Below are 26,565 nucleotides of genomic sequence, written 5' to 3'. Positions count from 1 at the left end.
CTCACGGCCGGGGAGTCGCCCGGACCACCAGAAGCGTGTCGCCGTAAGGGATCCGGGTGTTGTCGAAACCCCCGGCCGACAGGTGCTCGGCGAACATCTCCCGCCGCTGCCCAGACGGCGGATCGAAGCAGAGCACGAGACACCCGCCGGGCGCCGGCAGACCGGCCACGGCCGCCGGTTCGGCCGTGGCCGCGCCGGTCCAGAAGACGTTGACGTCGACCGCGAGGATCTTGTCGAAGAGCTCACCGTCGGCCGTGAAGCGGGTGATGAACGCGGTGGTGAAGCTCGCGAGTCCACTCTCGACGGATGCCGCGTTCCGCGCGAGGGCCGCGGCGGTACGAAACCGGCCAGGGGTCGCCATCGGCCGGTTATCCGCCCGCGACGTACGATCCGCTCGCCATGTCCTCCACCGCCGACCGCTTCGGGGCCCACCCGAGCCGCGCGGTGTGCGCCGAGGTGACCGCCTGGTCGGTGGCCAGTGCCGTCGCGAAGTTCTCGCCCACCAGTTCGGCGGCCCGCCCGACCGTCCAGCGCTCGGCCGTGCCCGGTCCGCCCGCGGCGACGTCGGCCGCCGCCGCCAAGGCCACAGTGGACACCGCCGGTTCGTCGACGGCGTGCCAGAGTCGCGGCGGTTCCACCGACTGGAGGATCCGCGCGAACAGGTCGGCGAGGTCGTCGACGTGGACCATCGGCCAGCGCGTCGCGCAGGAGCCGACGTAGCGGCCCGAACCGTGCTCGGCGGCCCAGCCCACCAGCATCGCCGGAATCCCGGCGCCGTGCCCGTAGACGATCCCCGGCCGGATCACCGTCCCGCCGGCGGCGAGGACGCGCTGCTCGACGCGCGGCCGGAAAGCCGAGATCGCGAGGGGGTTGGTCGGCGCCGACTCGTCGACCGGGTCGCGTCCCGTCGCACCCAGCGACCAGATCCCGCTGGTGTACAGGAACGGACGGCCCGGCCCGCTCAGCGCGTCGATCGCGGCGGCCTCGACCCGCTCGTCCCCGGTCGGCGCGGCCGTGTGCACGACCGCGTCGGCCTCCGCGGCGGCCGCGGCCAGCACCTCGGGCACGTCCAGCCCGCCCTGCCGCCCTTCGGCGCCCTCATGCGGCGACTTCCCCGAACGGCTCATGGCCACGACCGCGTGGCCGTGCGCGAGCAGGGCGTGCACGACGGCGGCACCGATGTACCCGGTGCCGCCGACGACGAGGACTTTCACCATGATGCTCCTCTCGGTGGATCAACCCGTTCTTCGCAGTAGATCATCACCCGGGCATCGCGGTCATTTGGTCTTGTTGACCCATTTCGGGTTGGACAGTGCCCACTGGTCGAGCGTGTCGCCGCTCAACGCCTCGAAGAGCTCCTGAGCGGTCTCCTCCTGCTCGCCGGGCTGCATCACGACGTAGGAGGTCTCGCCGATCATCGCCGGCTCCGACGGGACCTTCAGCGTGGTGATCGCCGAAGCGTCCATGCCGCGCAGGGCGTAGGCGAAGTCGGTGACAGCGCGGCCCTTGAGGTCGAGGAGGAGCTGGTCGCCGATCGCCTCGATCAGCGTGGTGACCTTGAACGGGTCGGTCATGTAGCCCTCTTCCTTCGCGCGCTTCATCAGCTGCTTGATGAAGTGCTGCTGCATGCGCTGGCGGCCGTAGTCGCCGATCCCGTACTCCTCCTTCCAGTCCGGGTTGGTCGGGTCGTAGGCGTAGCGCTCGCGGACGATGCCCAGTGCCAGGTCGGGTTCGTACTCCTTGCAGCCCTTCTTGACGTGGGGCTTGTTGCCGAACTCGTCCTTGGGGTGTTCGAGGTCCATGTCGAAGGGCACGCACAGCTCGATGCCGCCGAAGAGTTCGACGAGGTCCTTGAAGCCGCCGAAGTTGATCATCGCGACGCCGTCGAACTTCTCCAGCCCGGTCAGGTTGGTCAGCGTGGTCGCGAGGTTCTGCACCGACTTCGCCTTGTCGAGCCCGCCGGCGGCGAAGGCGGTGTTGATCTTCTCGGTGCAGGCGTTGTTGCCCCAGCCCGGACCGCAGTCGGGGATGTCGACGTAGAGGTCGCGCGGGATGGAGATGATGTTGGCCGCCGTCAGGGCGGCGTTGATGTGCAGGATCATGATCGAGTCGGACTGCGCCGCCGACCAGTCCTTGCGCATGTCGGAGCCGATCATGAGCAGGTTGAGCGGGCCCTTGATCTCCTCGCCGGGCTTGAAGGCCTCGCAGTCCTCCAGCAGGCAGGCGGTGTTGACCGCGTCGTTCACCTTGTCCAGCATGATGTTGGCGTAGCCGACGGCGCCGATCGAGACGACCATGAGCATCGCGCCCACGCCGACCATGATCTTGGCCCACAACGGCGAACGCCGCTTCGAGCCGGCTCCGCCGCGCCGCCTGGTGCCTCGCCTGTTGCCCATCACCGCTCCTCAACTGCCGACGCGACCTTAGTCACGTCGGCCGAAAAATGCTACCCAGGTCAACGAGGTGGCCGTGCGTCCTGGTTGCCCCTCGCGGAAAAGGCGCGCCGAATCGACCTGGAACGCCGATTGTTACTGCTTTTCCCGCTTCGTCGTACAGCGGGGTCACCCGTCGCACTCGCCCGCTTCGTGGTGACGGGTCAGGATACGTACCCCTGTCCAGCCGTCATCCCCTGTGGACGGTCCACTGTAGTAAGGGCGCGCAGGACCGACGGAGCCGCCAGCGCCACCACCAGAGCCAGGACGGCGGGGATCACCAGGGCCGCCGACAGCGAGCTCACCGAGGCGGTGAAGCCGATCACCGCGGGTCCGGCGAGCCCGCCGCCGTAGCTGATCGCGCCGACCGCCGACAGGCGCCGTCCGGAGGCTCCCGACGCACCGAGTGTGCTGGTCACCACGGGCCACACCACCGCCATGCCGACACCGGCGAGGATCCAGCCGGCCAGGGCCGTCGTGAGGCCCGCACCGCCGAGGGCGGGGGCGGCCAGAACCAGGACGTATCCGAGCGAAGCGGTCACCCCGGCGATGAGGACGGTCGTCGGTGCTCCCAGGCGCGAGCGGACGGCGTCGCCGGCGAAGCGCATGGCGGTCATGGCGGCGAAGAAGGCCGTGTAGACCATCGACGCGGTGGCCGGGTCGGCGCCGAGCTCGCGGCCGGCGTGGATCGCGGCCCAGTCGGTGGCCGCGCCCTCGGTGAGGAAGGCGGCGGCGCCGATCACGCCGAGCAGGACGAGGGAGCCGAGGCCGGGGCCGCGTCGAGCCGAGGTCTCGGCCGGTGGCGCGGGGACGGGCGTGTCGTGGGTGAGTCGGGACCCGGCGGCCCCGAAGCCCGCGGCGAGCACCAGCCCACCGCCCGCGACCAGGGTTCGCGCGTCGACGCCCGCGTGCAGACCGGCGGTGGTGGCGGCACCTCCGGCGACCGCCCCGAGTGTCCACATTCCATGCAAGAGGGATATCACGGGCTTTTCGTGCGCGCGCTCGACCGCGACGGCCCGCACGGTCAAGGCGACGTTCAGTGCGCCCATGAGCGTGCCGAGGAGAAGCGCGCCCGCGAGCAGCCACGGGTAGGAGGGCGCGGCCATCGGCGCGGCCAGGGCGAGCGCGGCGGCGGGCGCCGTCGCGCGGAGGAGTCCCCGGCCGCCGAAACGGTCGGCCAGCCATCCGGCGGCGGGCATGGCGGCGAGCACACCGAGGCTGAGGGCGAGGAGGAGCGCGCCGATCTTGGCCTCGCCGAGGTCGAGGCGGGCGTCGGTGGCGGGGAGGGAGGCGCCCCACAGGGCGGTGAGGACGCCGGTGAGGGTGTAGTGGGTGATGGCGTTGAGCTTGGGTGTCATGCGCTCACGGTCCCGCCGGTGGGTGGTCCTGGTCCAACACCTGTTCCGGGGGATTCACGCACTCCTGTTGTCAACGGGTGTCGTCAACGGGTGCCCAGCTGCGTTCCGGTCGGGTCAGCCAGCCTTCCTCGGCGGCGAGCGCGGTGGCGGCCTCGCGCAGGGCGAGCAGTCCCGGGTGCGGGTCGCCGCGGCGCCAGAGCATGCGCCAGGGGTAGACGGGGACGGGATCGACGAGGGGGCGCAGGACCGTGCCGGGGACGGGCGGCTGGGAGACGAGGGTGAGGACGGCGACGTCGCGGATGCGCAGGTGGTGGGCGATCTCCTCGTCACCGACGATGTGCGGATGCTCGATGGAGGGTTCGGCGTCGGCGTCGACGAGGAGCCGGTGGGCGGCCCGGCGCCATTCGGGGGAGGCGTGGTCGCCGGTGCTCCAGCAGACGGGGACGCCGTTGAGGGACGCGAGCGGGACGGACTCGCGGGCGGCGAGCGGGTGGTCGTCGCGCAGGAGGAGCGCCATCGGTTCCCAGCGGATCGGCTGACCGTCCACATCGGAGGGCAAGGGGCCTTCGGTACGGCCGAAGGTGACGTCGAGGCGGTGGGCCGCGAGGAGCGGCAGGGACTCGCCGAGTCCATTGTGGAACCGCACGAAGAACTCCAGCGCCGGGTCCCGCCTCGCCCTGGCCAGCACCCGTCCCGGTGTCATGCCGCGCGCGGCGACGTCGACGAAGAGGGGCGCGGCGTCGGCGGGGCCGCGCAGGATCTCGTCGTGGAGGGCGAGCAGGCGGCGCGCCTGGCCGAGGAGCCGTTCCCCGTCGGGGGTGAGGGACACTCGCCGTGTCGTGCGTTCGAAGAGTTTCGTGCCGAGGCGTTCCTCCAGGCGCGCGATGTCGCGGCTGAGGGCCTGCTGCGCGACGTAGAGCCGCGCCGCCGCCCGGCTGAAATGCAGGTCTTCGGCGGCGGCGACGAAGTACCGCAGCGCGCGGATGTCGAGATCGCCGGCCATGAGGGCGACTTTAGCCAGTTCCGGAAGCGCACAATGGGCCCATGAGCTTCCAGGCGCGCCCGGTCGGTGTCGTCGCGTCGACGCTGACCGACCTCGACACCGCACCCCGACAGCCCGACGAGGGCGCGCCCGCCGCCTGGCTGGTGTTCCAGCCGGAGTTCGCCGAGGCCGCGCGCTCGATAAGTCCCGGTGACGAGGTCTTCGTGCTGACCTGGCTCGACCGCGCCCGCCGCGACCTGCTGGAAGTGCATCCCCGCGGCGACCGCACGCGGCCCGTCGAAGGCGTGTTCTCGACGCGCTCGCCGCACCGGCCGAACCCGATCGGGCTGCATCGCGTGACCGTCGTCGAGACCGATGGGGCGCGGCTGCGCGTCGACGGCCTCGAAGCCGTCGACGGGACGCCGATCCTCGACGTGAAGCCGGTTCTGGGTTCGGAGCCTTCGGCGCGTTAGACCTGGCCGAGGAGCGCGCGGGTGCGCGGGTCGACCCAGATCGAGGCGGGGTCGGCGTAGGGCGCGAAGAGGGCGGTGAGGGCGTCGTCGCCGTGGCCGTGCAGGTGGTGTTCGAGGATGCGGCGGGCCGTGCCGGCCATGATGTCGGCGAGTTGGATCCGCGCGTCGGTGTTCGACGGGGCCAGCCGCAGTTCGGCGAGGTCGGGGGACATCTCCTTGAGCTGGACGACGCGTTCGGGCGCGAGGGCGTTCTGGCGGTCGTGGAGGACCGAGACGGGCCGGGTGCCGCCGTCGGCCCAGACCTCGGCGGCGCGGACGATGGCGGGGATGAGCAGGTCGAGGGCGGGGACCGCGCCGGGATCGTCGGCGAGGCGGGCGCGGAAGGCCTCGGCCCGCCCGCGTGAAGCGCGCAGGCCCGCGAGCGCCGGGGCACCGTCGAGGAGGTCGAGCATGTGGCAGAACGCGTCGACGGGCGCCACGGCCTCGACGCGTTCCTTGACGCGCAGGACGTTGTTGGCGGCGTCGAGGAAGGCGGCCCAGCGGGTCGCGCCGAACGCGGCGGGACCGTCGCGGTGGAGGGTGCCGGCGTCGGTGTTCTCCTCGCCCAGCAGCGTGATCAGCCGGTCGAGGAGGTAGTAGGTCTTGTCGACGATGAAGATGCGCGCGTTACCGAGCAGCGGCCCCTCCGGCCCGAGGATCCAGTGCAGGACGGCGACGTGCTTCTCGCGCAGGAGATGGTTCGCCTTGTACCCCGTCGCCGGCGACTTGATCCGCGTGCGCAACTCCGCCATGCACGCGTCGGCGACACCGAGGTCGACGTCGACGCTGCCGTGCACGAACACGTCGGTCGTGCCTCCGACGAGCTTCTCGCCCTCGTACCCGGACTCATCGCAGGCGACCACCCGGTCAAGGGTGGGGATGCCTGCGGCGGGGGTCATTGGGCCACGGTACTGGGGTCGGGAGGCCGGGTCGAGGGGGTTTGGGGTGGGGACGCGGGCTCAGTCGTCGAACTCGAAGCCTTCGGCCTCGGCGGCGGCGACGAGCTCGCGCATGCGGTCCCCGTCGGACGTCAACGGCAGCAGCAGTGCGGCCAGGGTCTCCAGCGCCGCCCGGTCGGTGCCGTACGCGCAGAACATGCCGCCCTCGGGGTCGTAGGAGAACCGGGCTTCGAGGCCGGGGTCGGAGGCTTTGACCAGGAACCTCGCGACGCCCTCCCAGAAGTAGCCGTTCGGTTCGTGGCCGAGCCCCTCGACGAGTTCGTCGACCCGCGTGTCACCCGCGTTGAGGAGCAGCGAGAACTTTCCCGGCGTGGTCTCCACCAGCTTCATCGGTTCCATCCGCGGAAGCTAGCACCCGGCTGCGACAGCCGTCGCGCGATGGATCGCGGAGACGGCGGGCTGTGGCACCCTGAACCCATGAACCACCTCGCCACCGCACTCTCCCCCTACCTGCAGCAGCACGCCGGAAATCCCGTCGACTGGCGCGAATGGGGCGAGGACGCCCTCGCGGAGGCGAAGCGGCGCGACCTGCCGCTCTTCATCTCGATCGGGTACGCCGCCTGCCACTGGTGCCACGTCATGGCCCACGAGTCCTTCGAGGACGAAGAGGTCGCCGCGCTCGTCAACGAGTTCACCATCCCCGTCAAGGTCGACCGCGAGGAACGGCCCGACATCGACGCCGTCTACATGCAGGCGACGATCGCGATCACCGGCCAGGGCGGGTGGCCGATGACCGTCTTCGCCGCCCCCGACGGCACCCCGTTCTTCGCCGGCACGTACTTCCCGCGCGAGCACTTCATCCGCCTCGTCAACGCCGTCGGCACCGCCTGGGCCACACAGCGGACCGAACTCCTGAGCCAGGGGCGCGCCATCGTCCAGGCCTGCGCGGCCGCAGGGCCCGACCTCGCCGACGTCAGCGACTCCTGCCCCGTCGACGGGCCCTGCCCGGCCGGCGCACCCGTCGAGGCGTCCATTCTGGACGCCGCGGCACGGCAGATCCACGGCTCCTTCGACCCCGTCAACGGCGGATTCGGTGGCGCGCCGAAATTCCCGACCGCCCCCGCCCTCGCCTTCCTGCTCCGCCACCACGAACGCACCGGCGACGCCCGCAGCCTCGACATCGCCGACCACACCGCCGAACGCATGGCCCGCGGCGGCATCTACGACCAGCTCGGCGGCGGTTACGCCCGCTACTCCGTCGACGCCGAGTGGATCGTCCCCCACTTCGAGAAGATGCTCTACGACAACGCCCTCCTCCTCGGCCTCCACACCGAACTGGATCGCCTCACCGGCAAGGCGATCCACGCCCGCGTCGCCGACGAGACCGCCCGCTTCGTCGTCGACGCCCTCGGCACCGCCGAAGGCGGATTCGCCGCCGCCCTCGACGCCGACACCGACGGCGTCGAAGGCGCCACCTACGTCTGGACCCCCGCCCAGCTCACCGAAGTCCTCGGCGCCGACGACGCCGCGTGGGCCGCCGAGCTGTTCACCGTCACGGAAGAGGGCACCTTCGAACACGGCACCAGCGTCCTCCAGCTGCCTGCCGACCCCGACGGATCCGCTGCCGCGCAACGCTTCGCCGACATCCGCCGAAGACTCACCGCCGCCCGCGATCTGCGCCCCCAGCCCGCCCGCGACGACAAGGTCGTCGCCGCGTGGACCGCGCTCGCCGTCACCGCGCTGACCGCCTACGCCGCCCACCGCGCACAGCCCTGGGCCGACGTCGCCGCCGACCGCGCCGCCCGCCTCCTCGCCGACGTGCACACAGTGGACGGTCGTCTCCGCCGCGTCTCCCGCGACGGTAGGGCCGGTACCGCCCAAGGGGTCCTCGAAGACCACGCCGCCGTCGCCTCGGCCTACCTCGCCCGCCACGCCGCCGACCCCGACGGCGGCTGGCTCCCGCGCGCCAAGGAACTGCTCGACCTCGTCGACCGTCACTTCACCACCGGCGACGGCGGTTTCCACGACACCGCCGACGACGCCGAGACCCTCGTCCACCGCCCCACCGACCCCACCGACGGCCCGACGCCGTCGGGCTGGGCACTGGCCGCGCAGGCCTACGCCGAGTACGCCGGTGTCACCGGTGACCCTTACTACCGGGACGCGGCCTACCGCGCGCTCGCGGTCGCGGAACCGGTGCTGCGCAAGCATCCGCGGTTCGCGGGAGGCCTGGGGGTCGCGGCGGAGACGATGAGGTGAGGGGGCCGGGTCGCACGCGAGCGGCCCGACGGCCGGTCCATGACGGGCCCGCGGCCGTCGGCGGGCGGCGCCGAAAAACGTCACACCCCGCCCGTATCGTGATTTTCGGGGCCCCTTTGGGGCGTGCGGGGGAGTGCGAACGTTTCGCCGGCTCGTCCGCCGCCGCAGCTTGCCCATCGCCATCACCCCGTCACTCCACCGGGTATTCATCCGTTGAGGTAGCGAACGACTACGATCGGTCGTCGCACGACGATCGAGCGCGAGCGGACCGCGCGCAGCCGTCTGCCTGGGGGTACGCACATGCCTGGAATCGCCGCCTGCCTTGAGGCGTCCCGATCCGTCCTATCCGCGCTGTCCGGGGGCCTCGCCGCGCGCGGCGCCGACCACTCGTCCTGGCACGAACGCGGCATCGGCGTCGTCGCCCGCGCGGAACTGCCGACGGTGCACAAGGCCGAAGGCCTCGCCGCGGTCGCCGACGGCGTCGTCGAGACCGCCTCGCTCCTCGCCCGCTACCTCGACGAGGGCGTCACCGCACTGCTCGGCTCCCCGCACCCCTACGCCTTGATCCTCGCCGACCCGGTGCGCCGCGCGCTCCTCCTCGTGCGCAACGGCGACGGACCGAGCCTCTACTACGCCCGTCTCGACGACGGCACCGTCCTCGTCGGCTCCGAGCCCGCCGCGCTGCTGTCGGCGGGGATCCCGCCGACGCCCGACCGGGACGTCCTGGACCGCTTCCTCGACACCGGCGCCTGCGACGACGGCCCGGCCACCTTCTTCGCCGGGATCCGCCGCGTCCTGCCCAACCAGATCCTGGAGGCCCGCGCCGACGGCGTCGAGGTCACCGCGTCCCGCTCGCTCCAGGCGACGGCCTACGCGCCCGTCCCGGTCGCGCTGCGCTGGTCGGCGCGCGGCGACCGCGTCGGCGTCCGCCTCGCCCAGGGCCTGCCCGGCGCGGCCCTGCTCGGCGCGGCGATCGACGCGCAGGCCGAGTACGCCGCCGACCTCGACGCGCCCGTCGTCGCCGTCCCCGTGTACACCGCCGCCTACGAGGGCGAGTCCGACGACGAGCAGACCTACGCCGCCACGGTCCTGCGCGCCCTCGACGAGAAGACCTACCGGCACCGCGCGCTGCCCTTCGACGCCGCCGCCTTCGCCGCCGGCATGCCCGACTTCGTCCGCGACCTCGGCGAACCCATGCCCGACCCGGCCGCCTACATCCTGTGGGCGAGCGCCCGCGCGGCCGCCGGGGAGGTCGACGTCCTCCTCGACGCCGCGGGCGCCGAGCGGCTGCTGTCGACCGAGGACGCCCGCGCGACCCGGCCCGGCCACCTGTCGCGTCTCGTGGACCGCGTCTCGGCGCGTTTCGGCGTCGGGATCCGCACTCCCTTCCCCGACGTCGCCGGGGCGGGGGAGGGGCTGCGCTGCGAGCTCGGCGCGTTCGTCCGGGCGACGCTGCCGGACCCGGCGCCGCGCCTGGCCGACGAGGTCCGCGTCCCCGTTCCGCTGCGGACCCTGCTGATCACCGCCCGGGAGCACGCCTACCGGGTGTTCACCTCGCCGCTGTTCGCATCGCGGCCCTGGGTGAACCAGCGTCGTGTCCTGCGGACCTTCGCCGCCCTGCTCAACGGTCGTGTCCCGGCACCGCGCGTCGAGGAGGAGGCGGCCCTGTTCTGGCGGCTGTACGTCGTCGAACTGTGGTTGCGGGCGCATCACCCCGCCGTCGCCGTGCCGCGTCAGCGCCTGCCGCGCAGCCGGACCGTCCGCGGCGGCGTGACCTGGCAGCGGCACCCGGTCCACACGCGCTGGTTCGGGCCCGGCGACGGCACGGCGGGCTTCATCGACGCCGTGGCCTGGTACGTCGGCGAGGTCATGGGCGGCGACCGGCGGGTCGAGGGCACTCGCCAGGCCTGGTACGTGTTCGTCTCGGCACGGGCCGCCGCCGTCGCGCAGGGCCGCTGCACGCCCATGTGGGAGATCAGGCCCGGGCGGCTCGCGCGCCTGGCCGCCAACCTCACCAGCGCCGACGAGTGGTGCACGCAGGTCGCCATGAAGGACGTCGGGCGCGGCCGGGTGCTGCGCGCGACGATCGCCGGTGCCTGCGGTCGTCTCCTGCGACGGCCGGAGTGGTTCGACCGCACGCTCGGGTCGGTGGCGGTCCGCTCCCTGCGCGGCCCCGCCGAGGGCGCTCCGGCGCCGCTCGACGTCGGTGTACTGGCCCCGCCGCGCCAGCCCGGCCGGCTCAGCTCGCAGCTGACCGCCGAGATCGCCGCGAAACTGCCCTCGGCGATCGCGAAGAACTTCGGCGGCTGCTACCTGGTGACCGGATCCGGCGCCGTCCTCGGCCGCACGGTCTTCGACCGCTCCGCCGCGCCCGGCGAGGAGACCGTCGCCGCGCTGCTCGCCGACGACCCGCTCGGCGCCCGGGACGCGTCGACGCCGCTGTGCGTAATGGTGCAAGAGCGGCAGAACGCCCGCTAGAACCCTGAGATGACCCTGAATCACACCCGCGTGGATGGCGCTACGCCGTAAACCGTGTAACGCTGTAATCGCCGATACGGTGTTTCGGCGTAAGGGAGGAAGACCATGCAGCATCAGAACCCCGAGTGGACCGGAATGTGGACCCCGTCCGGTGGCTGGCAGTACGCCGACCTGCCGCCGACCGACGACGCCGCCAGCTGGATCAGCGCGCGCGTCCCCGACGACTGGTTCGTCGGCGTGCCCGAGGTCCTCGCCGACCGTGACGAGATGATCATCATCGGGCGGCTCGCCGAGCCGACCGTCGACGACGACGCCACCGACGCCGACCGCGCCGCCGCCGAGGAGGGCCGCATCTCGCGCTTCCGCGAGGGCACCCGCGAGCAGCGCATCCAGATCTCGCAGCAGATCACCCACCGCTTCCGCCGCAAGGCCAGCTGGGGGGCCTCCTGCGGCTCGACGCGCGAGATCTTCACGCACATGACCGTCCCGGTGATGACGCGCCTGCGTCAGCCCGAGCGCTGGGTCCTCGACACGCTCGTCGACTCCGGTGTCGCACGCTCGCGCTCGGACGCGCTGAGCTGGTGCGTGCGGCTCGTCGGCGAGCACGCCGACTCGTGGCTCGCCGAGCTGCGCGAGGCGATGACGACCGTCGACGCCCTGCGCCGCCAGGGTCCCGACATCACCTGAGTCGATGGCGGCGGGGGAGTGGGCCCGCCGTCTCCACTCATGCCGTCGAGCGAGCGGGGGCGGCGGCCGGCGCCGCCGTCAGCGACGGGCGGCCGAGCGAAACGCGCGGTCCCCTCGCACGCCCCAAAGGGGCCCCGAAAATCACGATACGGACGAGCGGTGACATTTCACGAAGGCGGAGAGCCCGACGCCCGCTCAGCCCTCGTCCTTGCTGTACAGCACGATCTCGCCTTCCCCCGCCCGGACCTCGATCCCCGCGCCGTTCGGCGTCGGCGAGACCGTCAGCGACAGCATCCGCCCGCCGCCCTCGATGGTCATCTCCAGCGAGAACACTCCCTCGGCCAGCGGAGTCATCGTCCCGGTGTACACCTCGCCGCCGTCCTCGGAGTAGGTGCAGTTCCCGGCGGCGTCGCAGGTCAGGTCTTTGCCCTTGCTGATCCAGCGCCCTTCGAAGAGCGCGACGTCGGCGGGCAGCTCCTCGTCGGCCGGAGCCGAAGACCCCGAGCCCTCCCCGCGCGGGTCGGCCGTGCTCCTGTCGCCGCCGTCGCTCCCGCAGGCGCTCAACGTCAACGCGAGGGCGCAGGCGCCGGTGACGGCGAAAAGGCGGAACCGTGTAGTCAACTGCTTCTCCCTCAAGGCGGCCGAAAGGCGATCGTAGGATCCACGCGCCCGCGGGCACGGTAACGTTTCGGCCTCTTTCCGCCCACAGTGGACTCGGCGGCCCGCGAAGTGACGGCCGTCTCGCCCGTCCCGGTGCGCGGGAATTGGACTGAACGTTTCCCCGGTCTTGGTATTAGGGTCACGCCACGTGCACCCACTCGCGATCTTGCTCGTCCTCTGCGCGGCCCTATGTCACGCGGTGTGGAACCTCTACGCCAAACGCGCCTCCGACGGCGGAGTGGTCTTCATCTGGCTCAACGCCGGCGTCTCCACCGTCATCTACCTGCCCATCGGCGCGACGGCCCTCGTCCTCAGCCCTCCACATTGGACACCCTGGGTGCCCGTCGCCCTCATCGGCAGCGCGCTGATCCACCTCGGCTACTTCTCGCTCCTCCAGCGCGGCTACCGGCACGGCGACATGACCGTCGTCTACCCCCTCGCGCGCGGCACCGGGCCCGCCCTCTCGGTGCTGCTGGCGATGTTCTTCTTCGGTGAACGCCCCGGCCCCATCGGACTGGTCGGCGCGGCCTGCGTCGTCGGCGGCATCCTCATCATCGGGTTCAGCCAGAAAGGCGACGGGACCGGCAAGGTCGCCGCCGGCGTGCTCTACGGCGTCGCCACCGGCCTGGTCATCGCGACCTACACCGTCTTCGACGCGTGGGCGGTCGGCCCCCTGGCCATCTCACCGTTCATCTTCGACTGGGTCAGCAACGTCGTGCGCACGAGCGTGCTGTCGCCCTACGCCCTCCGCCGCCGCGACGAGGTCCGTCGCGTGTGGCGCGAACACCGGACCCCGGTGCTCGTCGTCGGCACCCTGGCCCCGCTCGCCTACATCCTCGTGCTCTTCGCCTACCGCTACGCCGACGTCAGCCTCGTGGCGCCCGCCCGCGAGCTGAGCATCGTCGTCGGCAGCGTCCTCGGCTGGCTCGTCCTGCGCGAAAAGGGTGCTTCACGTCGGATCGCGGGTGCGATCGTGGTGCTCGGTGGGGTTATCGCGCTCGCCCTCGCGCGCGCGTGAGCCTGCAAGATCTTTCAAGGGCCTGAAATACGCGCGACGGATGCGCGAACGTGTGGCACTTTCCGCGCGCGATTGCGCGTCTGCGCACACGTCCGCCGCCGCGTGCAACTTTGTGCACTCTTTCACAAGCTCTCCCTGGTGCGGTCCCAAATCCTGGGCTTACGCTGAGGTCATTCCCACGAATCCGCAGCGTCACCTGCGGTTCTTCGGTCAGACGTGAACCACGAGGAGAGGCGACGATGAGCGTTCCGGTCATGGTCCCCGGGCTGGAAAATCCACCGACCAACCACAGCCGACTGACCGCCTGGGTGCGCGAGGTCGCTGAACTCACCACCCCCGAGCGCGTCGTCTGGTGCGACGGTTCCGACGAAGAGTGGCGCCGCCTGACCGACGAGCTCGTCGCGTCGGGCACGCTGGTGCGCCTCAACGACGAGTACAAGCCCAACTCGTTCTGGGCCCGCACCGACCCCAGCGACGTCGCGCGCGTCGAGGAGCGCACCTACATCTGCTCGGTCGACGAGGCCGACGCCGGACCCACCAACAACTGGATGGCGCCGGCCGAGATGAAGCAGACGATGACGGAGCTGTACCGCGGCTCGATGCGCGGTCGCACCATGTACGTCATCCCGTTCTGCATGGGCCCGCTCACCGCGGAGAACCCGATGTACGGGGTCGAGATCACCGACTCCGCCTACGTCGCCCTCAGCATGCGCATCATGACCCGCATGGGCTCGCACGTTCTCGACGCCATGGGCGACGACGCCGTCTACGTGCCCGCGCTCCACTCCGTCGGCGCGCCCCTCGACGAGGGCCAGGCCGACACCGCGTGGCCGTGCAGCGAGACCAAGTACATCTCGCACTTCCCGGAGAGCCGCGAGATCTGGTCCTTCGGCTCCGGCTACGGCGGCAACTCGCTGCTGGGCAAGAAGTGCTACTCGCTGCGCATCGCCTCGGTGATGGGCCGCGACGAGGGCTGGCTCGCCGAGCACATGCTCATCCTGAAGCTCACCAGCCCGCGAGACGAGGTCCGCTACATCGCCGCGGCCTTCCCCTCGGCGTGCGGGAAGACCAACCTGGCGATGGTCGAGCCGACCATCCCGGGCTGGAAGGTCGAGACCCTCGGCGACGACATCGCGTGGATGCGCTTCGGTGAGGACGGCCGCCTGTACGCCGTCAACCCCGAGTACGGCCTGTTCGGTGTCGCCCCGGGCACCGACTGGAAGACCAACCCGAACGCGATGCGCGCCATCGACAAGGGCAACTCGCTGTTCACCAACGTCGCGCTCACCGACGACGGCGACATCTGGTGGGAGGGCATGGGCGAGCCGCCCGCGCACCTCACCGACTGGCACGGCAAGGACTGGACGCCCGACTCGGAAGGGCCCTCCAGCCACCCGAACAGCCGTTTCTGCACGCCGATCCAGCAGTGCCCGATCCTCGCCGACGAGTATGAGGACCCGAAGGGCGTGCCGATCTCGGCGATCCTGTTCGGTGGCCGCCGCGCCTCGACGATCCCGCTGGTCACACAGTCGCGCGACTGGGCGCACGGCGTGTACTTCGGCGCGACCCTGTCGTCGGAGACGACGGCCGCCGCGGTCGGGAAGGTCGGCGTGGTCCGCCGCGACCCGATGGCGATGCTGCCGTTCATCGGCTACAACGGCGCCGACTACTTCCGGCACTGGATCGAGATGGGCAAGGGCGCCAACGGCGGAGACTCCTCCAAGATGCCCGCGATCTTCTACGTGAACTGGTTCCGCCGCGACGACGACGGCAAGTTCCTGTGGCCCGGGTTCGGCGAGAACAGCCGCGTCCTCAAGTGGGTCGTGGAGCGTCTCGAAGGGCGCGCGGAGGCGGTCGAGACGCCGATCGGCTTCGTGCCGACGCCCGAGTCGCTCGACACCGACGGCCTCGATCTCGACGCGGCCTCGCTCGACGCGGTCCTCAACGTCGACGTCGAGGAGTGGCGCGCGGAGATCCCGCTGGTCCAGGAGTGGTTCGAGAAGTTCGGGGACAAACTCCCCGGTGTGCTGTGGGCGGAGCTCGATGCCCTGAAGGCCCGACTTGGCGTGGAATAAACCGCGACTAGGCTCAGACCCGTGTGGTTGAAAGATCTGATCTACAAGGTATTCCTCCGGGTCTACGAGAGGCGGCTCGCCGGCAAGCTCGCCGGCAAGCCGCTCCCTCGGCACATCGGGGTCATGGTCGACGGAAACCGCCGCTGGGCCCGCGAGATGGGCTATATCAATCCCAACGACGGTCACCGGGTCGGCGCCGAGCGCATCAAGCAGTTCCTGCGATGGTGCGATGACATGGGCGTCGGGCACATCACGATCTGGCTGCTGTCGACGGACAACCTGTCGCGCCCGGCGGCCGAGCTCGACCCGCTGCTGCAGATCATCGAGGATCTGGCGACGGAACTCGCCGAGGACGGTCAGCCGTGGCGGCTGAACATGATCGGCGCGATCGATCTGCTGCCGCCGCAGCACTTGGGGGCGTTGAAGGCGGCGGAGGAGCGGACGCGGACGCGCAACGGTGGCGCGCAGGTGAACCTGGCGATCTGTTACGGGGGACGCCGGGAGATCGCGGACGCGGTTCGGTCGCTGTTGCACCAGCACGCGCAGTCGGGGACTTCGCTTGAGGAACTGGCGGAGATCGTGGACGTGCACCACATCGCCGAGCACCTGTACACGAAGGGGCAGCCGGATCCCGATCTGGTGATCCGCACGAGCGGCGAGCAGCGGATGTCGGGGTTCTTGATGTGGCAGTCGGAGTACGCGGAGTACTTCTTCTTCGACGCGAACTGGCCGGATTTCCGGCACGCGGACTTCTTGCGGGCGCTGCGGTCCTACGCGAACCGGCAGCGGCGGTTCGGGACGTAGGGGAGAGGGCTCGCGGGCTGGGCTTGGTCTTTGTGGCCGCACCGGTCTGGTTCGGTCCGATCCGGGTCCGGGTCCGGGTCGGGGTTTGGGTCTGGGTTTGGGTCCGGGTCCGGCGGGCAGGACTCTTGCTCGCGGCGCGCCTGCCGTGCGCCGATCGCGCGGGCGGGAACCTCGCCTCGTGACCCGCTCGCGCGAACCTCACGCAGGGTCGGCCGCGCACTCCGGTCTCCGGCGCTCGGCGTCATCCGCCCACGCTTGATCGGCTCTGGGCGCAGTCTCGACGCTGGCCGCCCGCACGCTTGGCCGACTCTGGGCGCACTTCTAAGGTGGCCGCACACTCTGATCGGACCCCGGCCACAATCTTCGCGGCTCCGGCTCCGGCTCCGGCTCCGGCTCCGGCTCCGGCTCCGGCTCCGGCTCCGGCTCGCGAGCGATTCTTACATCACGTTCTGTCACACCTCGCCCGTATCGTGATTTTTGGGGCCCCTTTGGGGGCGGCGGGGGAGTGCGTTTTTCGCGCGCCCACCCGCCGCCGAACGCTGCCCACAAGCCTGAGCATCCCCGCTGCGCGACCCGCCCCCGCCGAGACCCCGACCGCAGCGACCTCACGTGGGCGAGCCTCGCTCAGTGGCTCCCGCACGCCGGGACCCCGGCCGCAGCAGTCTCAGCGCGGGCGAGTCTCGCTTCGCGAGCCCGCCCGCGCCGGGAACCCGCTCGCGGCTCCCGTGCGCCGACCGCACGCCGAGTCCGGCTTCACCGACGCACCCACGCCGGGAACCCGGCACCGGCGGCGGGCCGCAGCCCGATCCCATGCCGCAAAGGCGGTTTCGTTCGCGCCGCCCAAACAAGCACAGGCCCTTCAAGCTCACCCGCCCAGGTCGGGGACCTGCTCGTCTGCTCCCGCACGCCGGGACCCCGGCCGCAGCAGTCTCACCACGGGCGAGTCTCGCTTCGCGAGCCCGCCTCCGCCGAGGCGCCCACGCCGGGGACCCGGCACCGGCGGCGGGCCGCAGCCCGATCCCACACCCGCAAGCCGGCCCCGTCCGCGCCGCCCAAACAAGCACAGCCCGATCCCCTACCTTTCAGGCGGTTTCGTCCGCGCCGCCCAAAACCCGGGCGCCGCCGAAACCGGCCGAGTGTCTCCCGTCACCGAACTCCTGTTCGATGACTTCCGTCACCCCGCTTCCGGCATCGCTTTGAACCTTCCTCCCGGGCACTACCGACATGTCGGATTCCGCTTGTCTCCGGTTGCAGTGAGTTTCGTCATGGTCACCTCGTGCCGGTGAGTAGTCGTCCTTTCGTCTTCGGGAATGGTCCCTGGCTGGCCCAGCTCCCTATGGAAGGACCGCTAACGTGCGCGACAAGCTCAAGCGCATCTTCGACCGCGAACGTCTGGCGAGGTTCACCGCGCCGGGTCGGCTCCGGTTCGTGAGCCTCGGGGCCGTCGGCCTGCTCGTCGTCGGCGCCGCCCTGCTGGGTGTGGTGTCGGGTGGTGAGCCGACGCCCGCTTCCTCGTTCGCGGGTGACTCGTCGAGTCGCCGTATCGACGACGAGGCCGCGCGCGGCACCGACCGGACCGCGCCGTCGGCGACGCCTTCGTCCCCGACGCCGTCGCCGGACAAGACTCCGAAGCCGGAGAAGCCGACGGACGAGCCGAAGGAGACCGAGCGGGAGACCTCGACGGGTTCCGGTTCGGGCCCGAAGGTCGACGTCCCGGCCGACTGTGACCACTTGTCGGGCAACCGCGCGATCGGTTGTGCCGTGATGCTCGACGAGGGCTTCGGCATGGACCAGTGGAGCTGCCTGAACACGCTCTGGGACCACGAGAGCGGCTGGAACCACAAGGCGGAGAACCCGTCGTCGGGTGCCTACGGCATCCCGCAGGCCCTGCCCGGCAGCAAGATGGGCAGCGAGGGCGACGACTGGGCGACGAACCCGGCCACGCAGGTCAAGTGGGGCCTCGGCTACATCAAGGGGCGGTACGACTCGCCCTGCGGCGCCTGGGGCTTCTGGCAGGCGAACAACTGGTACTAGGGCGTACTCGTGCCGTGACCGGCTCGTCCCCGGAAGGGGGCGGGCCGGTTTTGTCGTCGGTGGACGGCGGTGCGGGCACAGGTCCGTAACGTCGCTTGCCCCGGATCTCGGCGCGACTGCGTCACCCCTCCACCGTGAACACCACCGCCCGCGTCTCCCCACCCTCCAGCCGTACCCGGCGCGGCTGCGACTTCCTCCGCCCCGGCACGCGTACCGCGAAGGCGTACTCCCCGGCCGGGAGCCCCGACCAGGCGTAGTGCCCGGCGAGATCGGTCGTGCGGGGGAGATCCATGGCGACGGTCCAGGGCGTGTCCATGCCGATGGCACGAACCTCCACGCCGACGTCGGCCAGCGGTCTGCCGTCGGGCGCCGTGACCGTCACCAGGACCGTGCAGGGGCCCGCGCCCGAGTCCGGTGCCGGGCGTTCGGGTTCGAAGGCCATGGAGTCCGACATGAGCGCCCTTCCGATGCCGCGAGGAGCCGCCGGCGGACGGGGTCCTCCGTCCGCCGGCGGCCGTGGCCTGCTTACAGGCCTTCCCAGTAGATGAAGTTGTTGAAGACGCCCTCGGTGATGCGCGTCCCGCTGTTGTTGGTCGCGCCGGGAGCCGCGCCCCCGGTGCCGTAGGCGTGCACGGCGACGCCGCACGGCCCGCAGCTCGCGTTGCTGTAGGTGTAGACCGGTCCGCCGCTGTTACCGCCGACAGTGTCGTGCTGGTAGAACAGCCGCCGCGTCTGCGACGCGCGGATCTGGTCGTAGCTGGCCCACTGCTCACCGAAGCCCTTGTCCTGGCTGTACCCGCGGTTGTAGGTGGTCGTGCCGTCGAGTGAGGCGGCCTGCCACATGAAACCGAAGGTCCCGGTGGTCGTTCCGACGTTGCAGTTGAGCTTCATGGCACCGTAGTCGTACTCAAGGTTGTTGTTGACCGTCCAGCCGACGACCGAGTGGATCTGGGAGACCGAGCACGACCCGTACGGGGTGCTGTTCCCATAGCGTCCCGGCCAGGCGGTGAACTCCGCCGCCGTGTACCAGGATCCGCCCGAGCCTCCGGTGTGGACGCAGTGGCCCGCGGTGATGACCGTGTTGGCGTTGATCAGCCAGCCGGTGCACCAGCGGTTGATCGAGGCGCCCACGGTCCTGGTGAAGTAGACCGTCGAACTGGCGGGCCACCAGTTGGCGGGGTTGGTCGCGTACCGGTCGTCGGTCCCGATGAGCGACGAGATCCCGGGCGGCGACATCGGTCCGATCATGCCTTCCTGGACCGCGACCGAACGGTGGTCGGCGCCGTCGGAGGCGGCGCCCTTCGGTGATGGTGCCTCGGCCTTGGCGACCGTGGCGTCTATCTGTCGGGCCAGAACGGCCGGATCGACGGTGCGGCCGTCGGGCGAGGTCGGCGCCGACGGGCTCCGCAGACCGGTGGCGGCCGGATCGGCGGCGGCCTGCGGGGAGAGGGTGAGCACTAAAACGGCGACTACCGCGCCGATCAGGATCGTCCCCCTCATGCGAACGTGCTTGAGCATTTCGCACTCCTGCTTTGCGTGGGTTGGAAGTGAACACGCGGGACGCGAAGCAGAAAATCTCGACGTCGAGTCTCGTGGTGATCTCGAAGCGTCATCGCCCCCCGGCGCATCCGGATCCCAGAGTTGTCCGGCTATCACGGAATGCGAGCCGAGTGTCCTTGATCCGACACCTTGACGGCCTTTGTGGACAGTGCCCCCGAGAACACGATGAGGGCGGTGGAGGAAGACTCCACCGCCCTTTCGCGCGTTTTTCTCAGATGGCGCCCATCGGGGCGCCGCGTCGGCGGCCTAATACCACCCGTTGTTCACCGAGTGCGTCCACGCTCCGCAGGGATCGCCGTAGCGGCCCTTGATGTAGCCGAGTCCCCAGTCGATCTGGGTGGCCGCGTTCGACTCCCAGTCCGACCCGCTCGACGCCATCTTGTCCCCGGGCAGGGCCTGCGGGATGCCATAGGCTCCGGAACCGGAGTTGTAGGCCTTCTCGTTCCAGCCGCTTTCCTTGTCCCACAACTTGTCCAGGCACGGCATCTGGTCGAGGCCGAACCCCTCCTTGAGGAGCAGGGTGCAGCCGACGGCGCGGTTGCCGGAGTACTCGTCGCAGTCGTCGGGGATCTCGCCCGGGTCGACGCCCGGGATCTCGTTCTCCTTCTCCTCCTTGCGGCGCTCGTACTCCTCGTCGGCGGTGGTGGCCTGTTCGCCGACGATCTTGGTGAGTTCCTCGGCCTTGTCCTCGGCGTCGGAGTCCGCGGCCGACTCGGCGTATTCGCGCCACCAGTCGCGCGTGGTGCGCTCCTGGTCCTCGGCGCGGGCGGAGTCGGCGGCGGTTTCGCGGGTGTCGCGGTCGTCGTGCCCTCCGCCCGGCGCGAGGCCGAGCTGGATTCCGGCGGCGACGCCGGCGAAGAGCAGGAGAACGGCGAAGGTTCGGCAGCCGATGCGCGTCAGCGTACGCAGCACGCGTTGGTCCTTTCATCCGGCGACATTCGCGAGCCGCGTCCCAGAAAATGACGGGACTGCGGTCACTGGCCGGGCCTCACCCTGCCGGATCCCCGGAGGGTTGTAAAGCCCGACGGCCCAAACAGGGGAACTCTACCGGGGCACGAAAAGGGCGGTGGAGGGTCCACCGCCCAAATCACCCGTCAGTAGGAGCCGTTGTTGACGAAGTTCTCCCACGCGCCGCACGGATCGCCGTAGCGGCCCTTGATGTAGCCGAGGCCCCAGTCGATCTGGGTCGCGGGGTTGGTCTGCCAGTCCGAACCGCTCGACGCCATCTTGTCGCCCGGATAGGCCTGCGGGATGCCGTAGGCGCCCGACCCGGAGTTCGTGGCGTGCTCGTTCCAGCCGCTCTCGTGGTCCCAGAGCTTGTCGAGGCAAGGCATCTGGTCGAGTCCGAAGCCCTCCTTGAGCAGGAGCGCGCAGCCGATGGCGCGGTTGCCGGAGTACTCGTCGCAGTCATCGGGGATCTCACCGGGATCGATGCCGGGGATCGCGTTCTCCTTCTCCTCCTTGCGGCGCTCGTACTCCTCGTCGGCGCTGCTGGCCTGCTCACCGACGATCTTGGTGAGCTCGGTGGCCTTGTCCTCGGCGTCGGCGTCGGCCGCCGACTCGGAGTACTCCCGCCACCAGTCGCGCGTCGTGCCCTCTTGGTCCTCGGCACGGGCGGTGTCGGCGGCGGCCTCGCGGGTGTCGCGGTCGTCGTGCCCACCGCCGGCCAGTCCGAGATTGATGCCCGCGGCGACGCCGGCGAACAGCAGCAGAACGGCGAAACTTCGGGCGCCGATGCGCGTCAACGCAACCAACACGCGTTCGTCCTTTCGTCCGGCGACGCGGGCCGGGCCTCACCCTGCCGGATTCCCGGCGGGAAGTAAAGCCCGGCCCGCGCGCGCCGACGCTAAGGCAGATCCTCCAGCAGATCGGTGACGACTTCGGCGATCTCGGAACGCTCCGAACGTGTCAGGGTCACGTGCGCGAACAGCGGATGTCCCTTGAGGGCGTCGACGACGGCGCTGACGCCGTCGTGGCGGCCGACGCGGAGGTTGTCGCGCTGCGCGACGTCGTGGGTCAGCACGACCCGCGAGCCGGCCCCGATGCGCGACAGGACGGTCAGCAGCACGCCCCGCTCCAGCGACTGGGCCTCGTCGACGATCACGAACGCGTCGTGCAGCGAACGGCCGCGGATGTGGGTCAGGGGCAGGACTTCGAGCATCCCGCGCTCCAGGACCTCTTCGAGGACGTTGTCGTTGGTGACCGCGCCGAGGGTGTCGAAGACGGCCTGCGCCCACGGCGACATCTTCTCCGCCTCGGTGCCCGGCAGGTAACCCAGCTCCTGCCCGCCGACGGCGTACAGCGGCCGGAAGATCATGACCTTCTTGTGGCGGTTGCGTTCCAGGACCTGCTCCAGCCCCGCGCACAGGGCGAGCGCCGACTTCCCCGTACCGGCCCGGCCGCCGAGGGAGACGATGCCGATCGAGTCGTCGAGGAGGAGGTCGAGGGCGACGCGCTGCTCGGCGGAGCGGCCGTGGATGCCGAAGGCCTCACGGTCGCCGCGGACCAGGGAGATCGTCTTGTCGGGTCGGACGCGGGCGAGCGCGGAACCCTTGTTGCCGGTGAGGACCAGGCCCGTGTGGCAGGGAAGCTCCGACGCGTCCACAAGGGACACGGCGTCGCCGGCGTAGAGCGCCGACATGTCCTCGTCGCTGATCGGCAGTTCGGCCATGCCCGACCAGGTCGGGTCGCTGGCCTGTTCGTGGCGGTACTCCTCGGCGGGAAGCCCGACCGATGCGGCCTTGACGCGCAGGGCCATGTCCTTGGTGACGAGCCGGACGTCGGCGCCGTCGGCGGCCAGCCCGAGCGCCACGGCGAGGATCCGGTGGTCGTTGGCGTCGATGCGGAAGCCGTGCGGGAGGACCGAGGCGTCGGCGTGGTTCAGCTCGACCCACACCGTGCCGCCGACGTCGTTGACCGGCAGGGGCTGGTCGAGGCGCCCGTGCTCGATGCGCAGCTCGTCGAGCAGGCGCAGCGACTGGCGCGCGAACCAGCCGAGTTCGGGGTGGTGGCGCTTGCCTTCGAGCTCGGAGATCACCACGAGCGGGAGCACGACGGTGTGCTCGGCGAACCGCCGGAAGGCGGAGGGGTCACTGAGCAGGACCGAGGTGTCCAGAACGAACGTGCGAGGTGTCGTCACGATCAGCTCCCACGAAGCCGGGGGCGAGCCGGGAGAGCTCACCCGTGACCTTGAAGGTAGCCGCGTTTTCACTGGATGCACCAGATTGACGCGGGATCAATCGGGGAGTGGTCAACCCGCGCCAGGACTTTCACCAGGCTCGATGCCCCGGCGTGTCGTTCACCCGTCAGTCGGAGTTCATCCAGGTGAGGATCCCCGGACCGTCGGGAGTGGACACCGGGATCCACGCCTCGTCGACCTCGTGGAGGAGACGTTCGTCGAGGACGAGGGGGTGCGAGGTCTCGTCGCGGCCGTCGCAGGACCAGTACTCGACCTCGCCGACCAGCCGCCGCAGGCGGTTCAGTTCGGCGTCGTCCCAGTCGTGGCCGCGGGTGCCCGCGCCCTGGAAATGGAGTTCGAAGAGGTCGCGGAGGCCCTCGTCGGGCTCCTCCCCGAAGATCGGGACGAGGAAGCCCTCGGCGGCGCCGGGGCGGCACGCGGTGCCGCCGTACTGGGTCTGGTAGACGACGCCGGTCGGGGCGCTCATGATGACCGACAGCCATCCGCCGGTGCTCGCGCCGATCGGATCGAGGAAGACGTAGCGGGTCGAAGGCATAGCGGCAGTCTCCCCCCGCCGGCCGCCCGGCTCAAGGGGCGTTTCGGCCTTTAACCGTACGTCCATCTCGGATACCGTCGAACCACGAGCCCAGCCTCTACACGGCGGTGAGTGCCATGACGCACGATTCCGGACACCCCGACACGACCGACATCGCGATCATCGGAGCCGGTCCCACCGGCCTGTTCGCGGCCTACTACGCCGGCTTCCGCGGCCTCTCGGTGACCCTGATCGACGCGCTGCCCGAGCCCGGCGGCCAGATCACGGCCATGTACCCGGAGAAAATGATCTTCGACGTGGCCGGTTTCCCCGAGATCCGCGGCCGCGACCTCGTCGAGAACCTCGTCAAACAGGCCGCGCCCTTCAACCCGCGCTACATCCTCGGCAGACGTGCTGAACGCATCTCCTACGACGGTGAGCTCCCGCGCCTGACCATGGACGACGGGAGCACGCTCGGCTGCGGCGCCGTCCTCATCACCAGCGGCATCGGCAGCTTCACCTCCCGCCCGCTCCCCGCCGCCGACGGCTTCGAGGGCGAAGGGATCGTCTACTTCGTGCCTCAGCTCGCCGTGCACGCCGACGAGGACGTCGTGGTCGTCGGCGGAGGCGACTCGGCCTTCGACTGGGCGCTCGCCCTGCACCCCATCGCCCGCAGCGTGACGATCGTGCACCGGCGCGACAAGTTCCGCGCGCACGCCCACACCGTCGACCGCGTGACCGCCCTCGACGTCCCGATCGTGGTGAACGCGCAGGTCACAGCCCTGCACGGGGGTGAACGCGTGACCGGTGTGGAGGTCGTCGTGAAAGGCGAGGACGGCCCGCGGTCGCTCCCGGCCGACACGATCGTGGCGGCTCTGGGCTTCGTCGCCGACCTCGGCCCGCTCACCGAGTGGGGCCTGGAGCTCGACAAGCGGCACGTGCTCGTCGACCCGTCCATGGCGACGAACCTCCCGCGCGTCTTCGCCGCCGGCGACATCACCGAGTACGCCGGGAAGGTCCGCCTGATCGCGACCGGTTTCGGCGAGGCGGCGACCGCGGTGAACAACGCGGCCGTGGTCATCGACCCCTCGGCCCACCTGTTCCCCGGACACTCCTCGGACGCGGGCTAGCCGGCTCGGTCTCGACACGCTGCCCGGCGGCCGGTCGCCGCCGACCGCCGCGGCCGCTCACCGAGGCCGGACCGCCCCGAAACCGGGTTGCCGTGAACCGCCGTCCCCGCTTGGCTCACCGGCATGACCGCGATCGACGCACTCCACCGTCCCGACCGCTACCCGCGCTCGTCGACCTACGACCCCGCCTGGCTCCTCGGCCTCGACATGGGCCCCCACCCGCTCTGGCTCCTCGAAGACCTCGCCGCCGACCTCGACCTGCGCCCCGGCATGCGCGTGCTCGACCTCGGCTCCGGCAAGGGCGCCACCTCGGTGTTCCTGGCCCGCGAATACGGCGTCGACGTCGTGGCCGCCGACTGGTGGATCACCGCCGAAGACGCGGCGGCGGTCTTCGCCGAGGCCGGTGTCGCCGACAAGGTCGAGGCCGTTCACACCGAGGCGCACGTCCTGCCCTTCGAGTCCGAGAGCTTCGACGCGATCATCAGCATCGACGCCTTCGAGTACTTCGGCACCGCCGACGGCTACCTCCCCTACCTCGCCCGCTTCCTGCGGCCCGGCGGGCAACTCGGCGTCGCCACACCCGCCCTCACCCGCGAAGTCCGCGAACTCGGCGCCATCCCCGCCCACGTCAAAGACCTCGTCGGCTGGGAGGCCATCGCCTGGCACACCCCGGAATGGTGGCGCTTCCAATGGGAGATCACCGAACTGGTCACCGTCACCTCGGCCCGGCGGCAGACCGACGGCTGGCAGGACTGGCTCCTGTGGGCCCGGGCCTGCGCCGAACAGCGGCCCGACGGCGAAGCCGCCAACGGACCCGTCATCGACATGCTCACCGCCGACGGCGGCGAACACCTCGGCTTCGCCCTCGTCACCGCCCGCAAGCACGGCCCGGACGGTAGCCTCACCGCGTGATCGACAGAGCGAAAGTCGCCGTCATCGGCGTCGGCAACGGTGTTTCCGCACTGCTGCAGGGCATCGCGCACTACCGCGCCACCGGCAGCACGGTCGGCATCGGCCGTCCCGTCCTCGACGGCTTCGGTGTCGGCGACATCGACATCGTCGCGGCCTTCGCCATGTCGGCGGCCAAGGTCGGCACCGACCTCGCCGAGGCGATCCTCATGCCGCCCAACAACTACCCCCGCGTCGGCACCGACCCGCCGCCAACCGGCGTGACCGTCCAGAAGGGACTGTCCGACGCGAGCGAGACCGACCGCGTCGCCGCCGCGCTCGCCGGCGCCGAGGTTCTGCTCTACGCCGCGCCCTCGGGACGGCCCGACGTGGCCCGCGCCTACGCCGAGGCCGCGCTGCGGGCCGGTGCGGCCTTCGTCAACACGACCTCCGACGCCGTCGCCCGCGACCCGGAACTGATGGCGCGCTTCGAGGCCGCCGGTCTCCCGCTGCTGGGGGACGACCTCTCCGCCCAGCTCGGCGCGTCGATCGTGCACCGGGCGCTGCTGCGGCTGCTGGAAGAGCGCGGTCTCACCCTCGACGGGTCGTACCAGATCACCGTCGGTGGGACCGAGGACATCCGTAACCTCGCCGGCAACGGCGAGAGCAAGACGCGCTCCAAACTCAACGCCGTCACCTCCGAGCGGTCGACCGCCGAACGCGTCGAGATGGCACCGATCGGGTACCTCGCGCAGCTCGGCTCGCAGAAGGCCGCCTACCTCAACATCGAGGCGCGCGGCTGGGCCGAGGCCCCGGTCAGCCTCGACGTCAAGCTCAAGGTCCACGACGCCAGCGGCGGCGCCGGGGTCGTGATCGACCTGCTGCGCATGGCGGCCGGGGCCCTGCGCGCCGGACGCGGCGGGCACGTCGAGGCGGCGGCGCCGTTGCTCAAGTCCCCACCCGGTACGGCCGGCTGACCCGCCCTTCGCGGTGACCACCGGTCACCGCCCGACAACCCCGCTCACCAGGCAACCCGCGCCCGGATCACGGCGCGGTCTCGAAATCGTGACATTCTC

General features: G+C 70.9%; 25 protein-coding genes. 11 read left to right on the top strand and 14 right to left on the bottom strand.

Annotated features, from left to right (window positions below):
- Position 1: 1 nt before the first annotated feature.
- From HNR73_RS21240 to HNR73_RS21220, 5 genes are all read right to left on the bottom strand, one after another.
- Positions 2-361, bottom strand: coding sequence for a hypothetical protein (locus HNR73_RS21240; protein WP_184789316.1), 360 nt, complete (start codon positions 359-361; stop codon positions 2-4).
- Positions 362-368: 7 nt separating this feature from the next.
- On the bottom strand, positions 369-1,217 hold the full coding sequence (locus HNR73_RS21235; protein WP_184789315.1) for an NAD-dependent epimerase/dehydratase family protein: 849 nt from the start codon (positions 1,215-1,217) through the stop codon (positions 369-371).
- Positions 1,218-1,277: 60 nt separating this feature from the next.
- Positions 1,278-2,396, bottom strand: a complete 1,119-nt coding sequence (locus HNR73_RS21230) for an LCP family protein (RefSeq protein ID WP_203686019.1) — start codon at positions 2,394-2,396, stop codon at positions 1,278-1,280.
- A 200-nt stretch (positions 2,397-2,596) separates the two neighbouring features.
- On the bottom strand, positions 2,597-3,790 hold the full coding sequence (locus HNR73_RS21225; RefSeq protein WP_184789314.1) for an MFS transporter: 1,194 nt from the start codon (positions 3,788-3,790) through the stop codon (positions 2,597-2,599).
- 70 nt (positions 3,791-3,860) lie between these two features.
- Positions 3,861-4,793, bottom strand: coding sequence for a LysR family transcriptional regulator (locus HNR73_RS21220; RefSeq protein WP_184789313.1), 933 nt, complete (start codon positions 4,791-4,793; stop codon positions 3,861-3,863).
- Between the two features lie 41 nt (positions 4,794-4,834).
- Between HNR73_RS21220 and tsaA the strand changes: the two genes are divergently transcribed.
- Positions 4,835-5,245, top strand: coding sequence for a tRNA (N6-threonylcarbamoyladenosine(37)-N6)-methyltransferase TrmO (gene tsaA / locus HNR73_RS21215; RefSeq protein ID WP_184789312.1), 411 nt, complete (start codon positions 4,835-4,837; stop codon positions 5,243-5,245).
- On the opposite strand, the gene HNR73_RS21210 is transcribed toward tsaA, so the two are convergent.
- Entirely contained in the window at positions 5,242-6,183 is a 942-nt protein-coding gene (locus HNR73_RS21210; protein ID WP_184789311.1) for a hypothetical protein, read from the bottom strand. The two genes, tsaA and HNR73_RS21210, sit on opposite strands and share 4 nt — an antisense overlap.
- A gap of 60 nt (positions 6,184-6,243) precedes the next feature.
- The gene (locus tag HNR73_RS21205) at positions 6,244-6,582 is read right to left on the bottom strand and encodes an Imm51 family immunity protein (RefSeq protein WP_184789310.1); all 339 of its coding nucleotides are present in this window, start codon (positions 6,580-6,582) and stop codon (positions 6,244-6,246) included.
- Between the two features lie 78 nt (positions 6,583-6,660).
- Here HNR73_RS21205 and HNR73_RS21200 point away from each other — a divergent pair, with 78 nt between their 5' ends.
- The 3 genes from HNR73_RS21200 to abmR all read left to right on the top strand — a co-directional run bounded on the left by HNR73_RS21200 (position 6,661) and on the right by abmR (position 11,607).
- Positions 6,661-8,442 carry a thioredoxin domain-containing protein gene (locus HNR73_RS21200; protein ID WP_184789309.1) on the top strand — a complete coding sequence of 594 codons (1,782 nt, stop codon included), beginning with the start codon at positions 6,661-6,663 and terminating at the stop codon, positions 8,440-8,442.
- A 300-nt stretch (positions 8,443-8,742) separates the two neighbouring features.
- Positions 8,743-10,920, top strand: a complete 2,178-nt coding sequence (locus HNR73_RS21195; RefSeq protein ID WP_184789308.1) for an asparagine synthase-related protein — start codon at positions 8,743-8,745, stop codon at positions 10,918-10,920.
- 105 nt (positions 10,921-11,025) lie between these two features.
- The gene (gene abmR / locus HNR73_RS21190; RefSeq protein ID WP_239122052.1) at positions 11,026-11,607 is read left to right on the top strand and encodes an ATP-binding transcription factor AbmR; all 582 of its coding nucleotides are present in this window, start codon (positions 11,026-11,028) and stop codon (positions 11,605-11,607) included.
- A gap of 195 nt (positions 11,608-11,802) precedes the next feature.
- On the opposite strand, the gene HNR73_RS21185 is transcribed toward abmR, so the two are convergent.
- A complete protein-coding gene (locus HNR73_RS21185) occupies positions 11,803-12,228 on the bottom strand; it encodes a hypothetical protein (protein ID WP_184789307.1) in 426 nt (141 codons plus the stop codon).
- Positions 12,229-12,415: 187 nt separating this feature from the next.
- On the opposite strand from HNR73_RS21185, the gene HNR73_RS21180 reads away from it, so the two are divergent.
- From HNR73_RS21180 to HNR73_RS39995, 4 genes are all read left to right on the top strand, one after another.
- Positions 12,416-13,285 carry a DMT family transporter gene (locus tag HNR73_RS21180; RefSeq protein ID WP_184789306.1) on the top strand — a complete coding sequence of 290 codons (870 nt, stop codon included), beginning with the start codon at positions 12,416-12,418 and terminating at the stop codon, positions 13,283-13,285.
- Between the two features lie 239 nt (positions 13,286-13,524).
- Positions 13,525-15,360, top strand: coding sequence for a phosphoenolpyruvate carboxykinase (GTP) (locus HNR73_RS21175; RefSeq protein ID WP_184789305.1), 1,836 nt, complete (start codon positions 13,525-13,527; stop codon positions 15,358-15,360).
- Positions 15,361-15,381: 21 nt separating this feature from the next.
- Positions 15,382-16,164, top strand: a complete 783-nt coding sequence (locus HNR73_RS21170) for an isoprenyl transferase (RefSeq protein WP_184789304.1) — start codon at positions 15,382-15,384, stop codon at positions 16,162-16,164.
- A gap of 1,353 nt (positions 16,165-17,517) precedes the next feature.
- Complete coding sequence (locus HNR73_RS39995; protein ID WP_239122050.1) at positions 17,518-18,198, top strand: aggregation-promoting factor C-terminal-like domain-containing protein; 681 nt, start codon at positions 17,518-17,520, stop codon at positions 18,196-18,198.
- 121 nt (positions 18,199-18,319) lie between these two features.
- Here the strand turns inward: HNR73_RS39995 and HNR73_RS21160 are convergent, their stop codons facing one another.
- The 6 genes from HNR73_RS21160 to HNR73_RS21135 all read right to left on the bottom strand — a co-directional run bounded on the left by HNR73_RS21160 (position 18,320) and on the right by HNR73_RS21135 (position 23,492).
- Entirely contained in the window at positions 18,320-18,652 is a 333-nt protein-coding gene (locus HNR73_RS21160) for a carboxypeptidase-like regulatory domain-containing protein (RefSeq protein ID WP_184789303.1), read from the bottom strand.
- Between the two features lie 71 nt (positions 18,653-18,723).
- Positions 18,724-19,716, bottom strand: a complete 993-nt coding sequence (locus tag HNR73_RS21155) for a trypsin-like serine peptidase (protein ID WP_184789302.1) — start codon at positions 19,714-19,716, stop codon at positions 18,724-18,726.
- A gap of 288 nt (positions 19,717-20,004) precedes the next feature.
- Entirely contained in the window at positions 20,005-20,670 is a 666-nt protein-coding gene (locus HNR73_RS21150; protein ID WP_184789301.1) for an aggregation-promoting factor C-terminal-like domain-containing protein, read from the bottom strand.
- 182 nt (positions 20,671-20,852) lie between these two features.
- Positions 20,853-21,515 (bottom strand): aggregation-promoting factor C-terminal-like domain-containing protein, encoded by a 663-nt coding sequence (locus tag HNR73_RS21145; protein ID WP_184789300.1) that lies wholly within the window; start codon positions 21,513-21,515, stop codon positions 20,853-20,855.
- An 89-nt stretch (positions 21,516-21,604) separates the two neighbouring features.
- Positions 21,605-22,897, bottom strand: coding sequence for an RNA 5'-3' helicase PhoH2 (gene phoH2 / locus HNR73_RS21140; RefSeq protein ID WP_184789299.1), 1,293 nt, complete (start codon positions 22,895-22,897; stop codon positions 21,605-21,607).
- 166 nt (positions 22,898-23,063) lie between these two features.
- On the bottom strand, positions 23,064-23,492 hold the full coding sequence (locus HNR73_RS21135) for a DUF6210 family protein (RefSeq protein ID WP_184789298.1): 429 nt from the start codon (positions 23,490-23,492) through the stop codon (positions 23,064-23,066).
- Positions 23,493-23,608: 116 nt separating this feature from the next.
- Between HNR73_RS21135 and HNR73_RS21130 the strand changes: the two genes are divergently transcribed.
- The 3 genes from HNR73_RS21130 to HNR73_RS21120 all read left to right on the top strand — a co-directional run bounded on the left by HNR73_RS21130 (position 23,609) and on the right by HNR73_RS21120 (position 26,466).
- Positions 23,609-24,601, top strand: coding sequence for an NAD(P)/FAD-dependent oxidoreductase (locus HNR73_RS21130; RefSeq protein WP_184789297.1), 993 nt, complete (start codon positions 23,609-23,611; stop codon positions 24,599-24,601).
- A gap of 123 nt (positions 24,602-24,724) precedes the next feature.
- On the top strand, positions 24,725-25,513 hold the full coding sequence (locus HNR73_RS21125; protein ID WP_184789296.1) for an SAM-dependent methyltransferase: 789 nt from the start codon (positions 24,725-24,727) through the stop codon (positions 25,511-25,513).
- Positions 25,510-26,466, top strand: coding sequence for an inositol-3-phosphate synthase (locus HNR73_RS21120; RefSeq protein ID WP_184789295.1), 957 nt, complete (start codon positions 25,510-25,512; stop codon positions 26,464-26,466). The genes HNR73_RS21125 and HNR73_RS21120 overlap by 4 nt, the downstream gene beginning before the upstream one ends.
- Positions 26,467-26,565: the final 99 nt, after the last annotated feature.

The organism is Phytomonospora endophytica (assembly GCF_014202425.1).
Classification (GTDB): Bacteria; Actinomycetota; Actinomycetes; order Mycobacteriales; family Micromonosporaceae; genus Phytomonospora; species Phytomonospora endophytica.
This window is presented reverse-complemented; position numbering and strand designations above follow the sequence as displayed.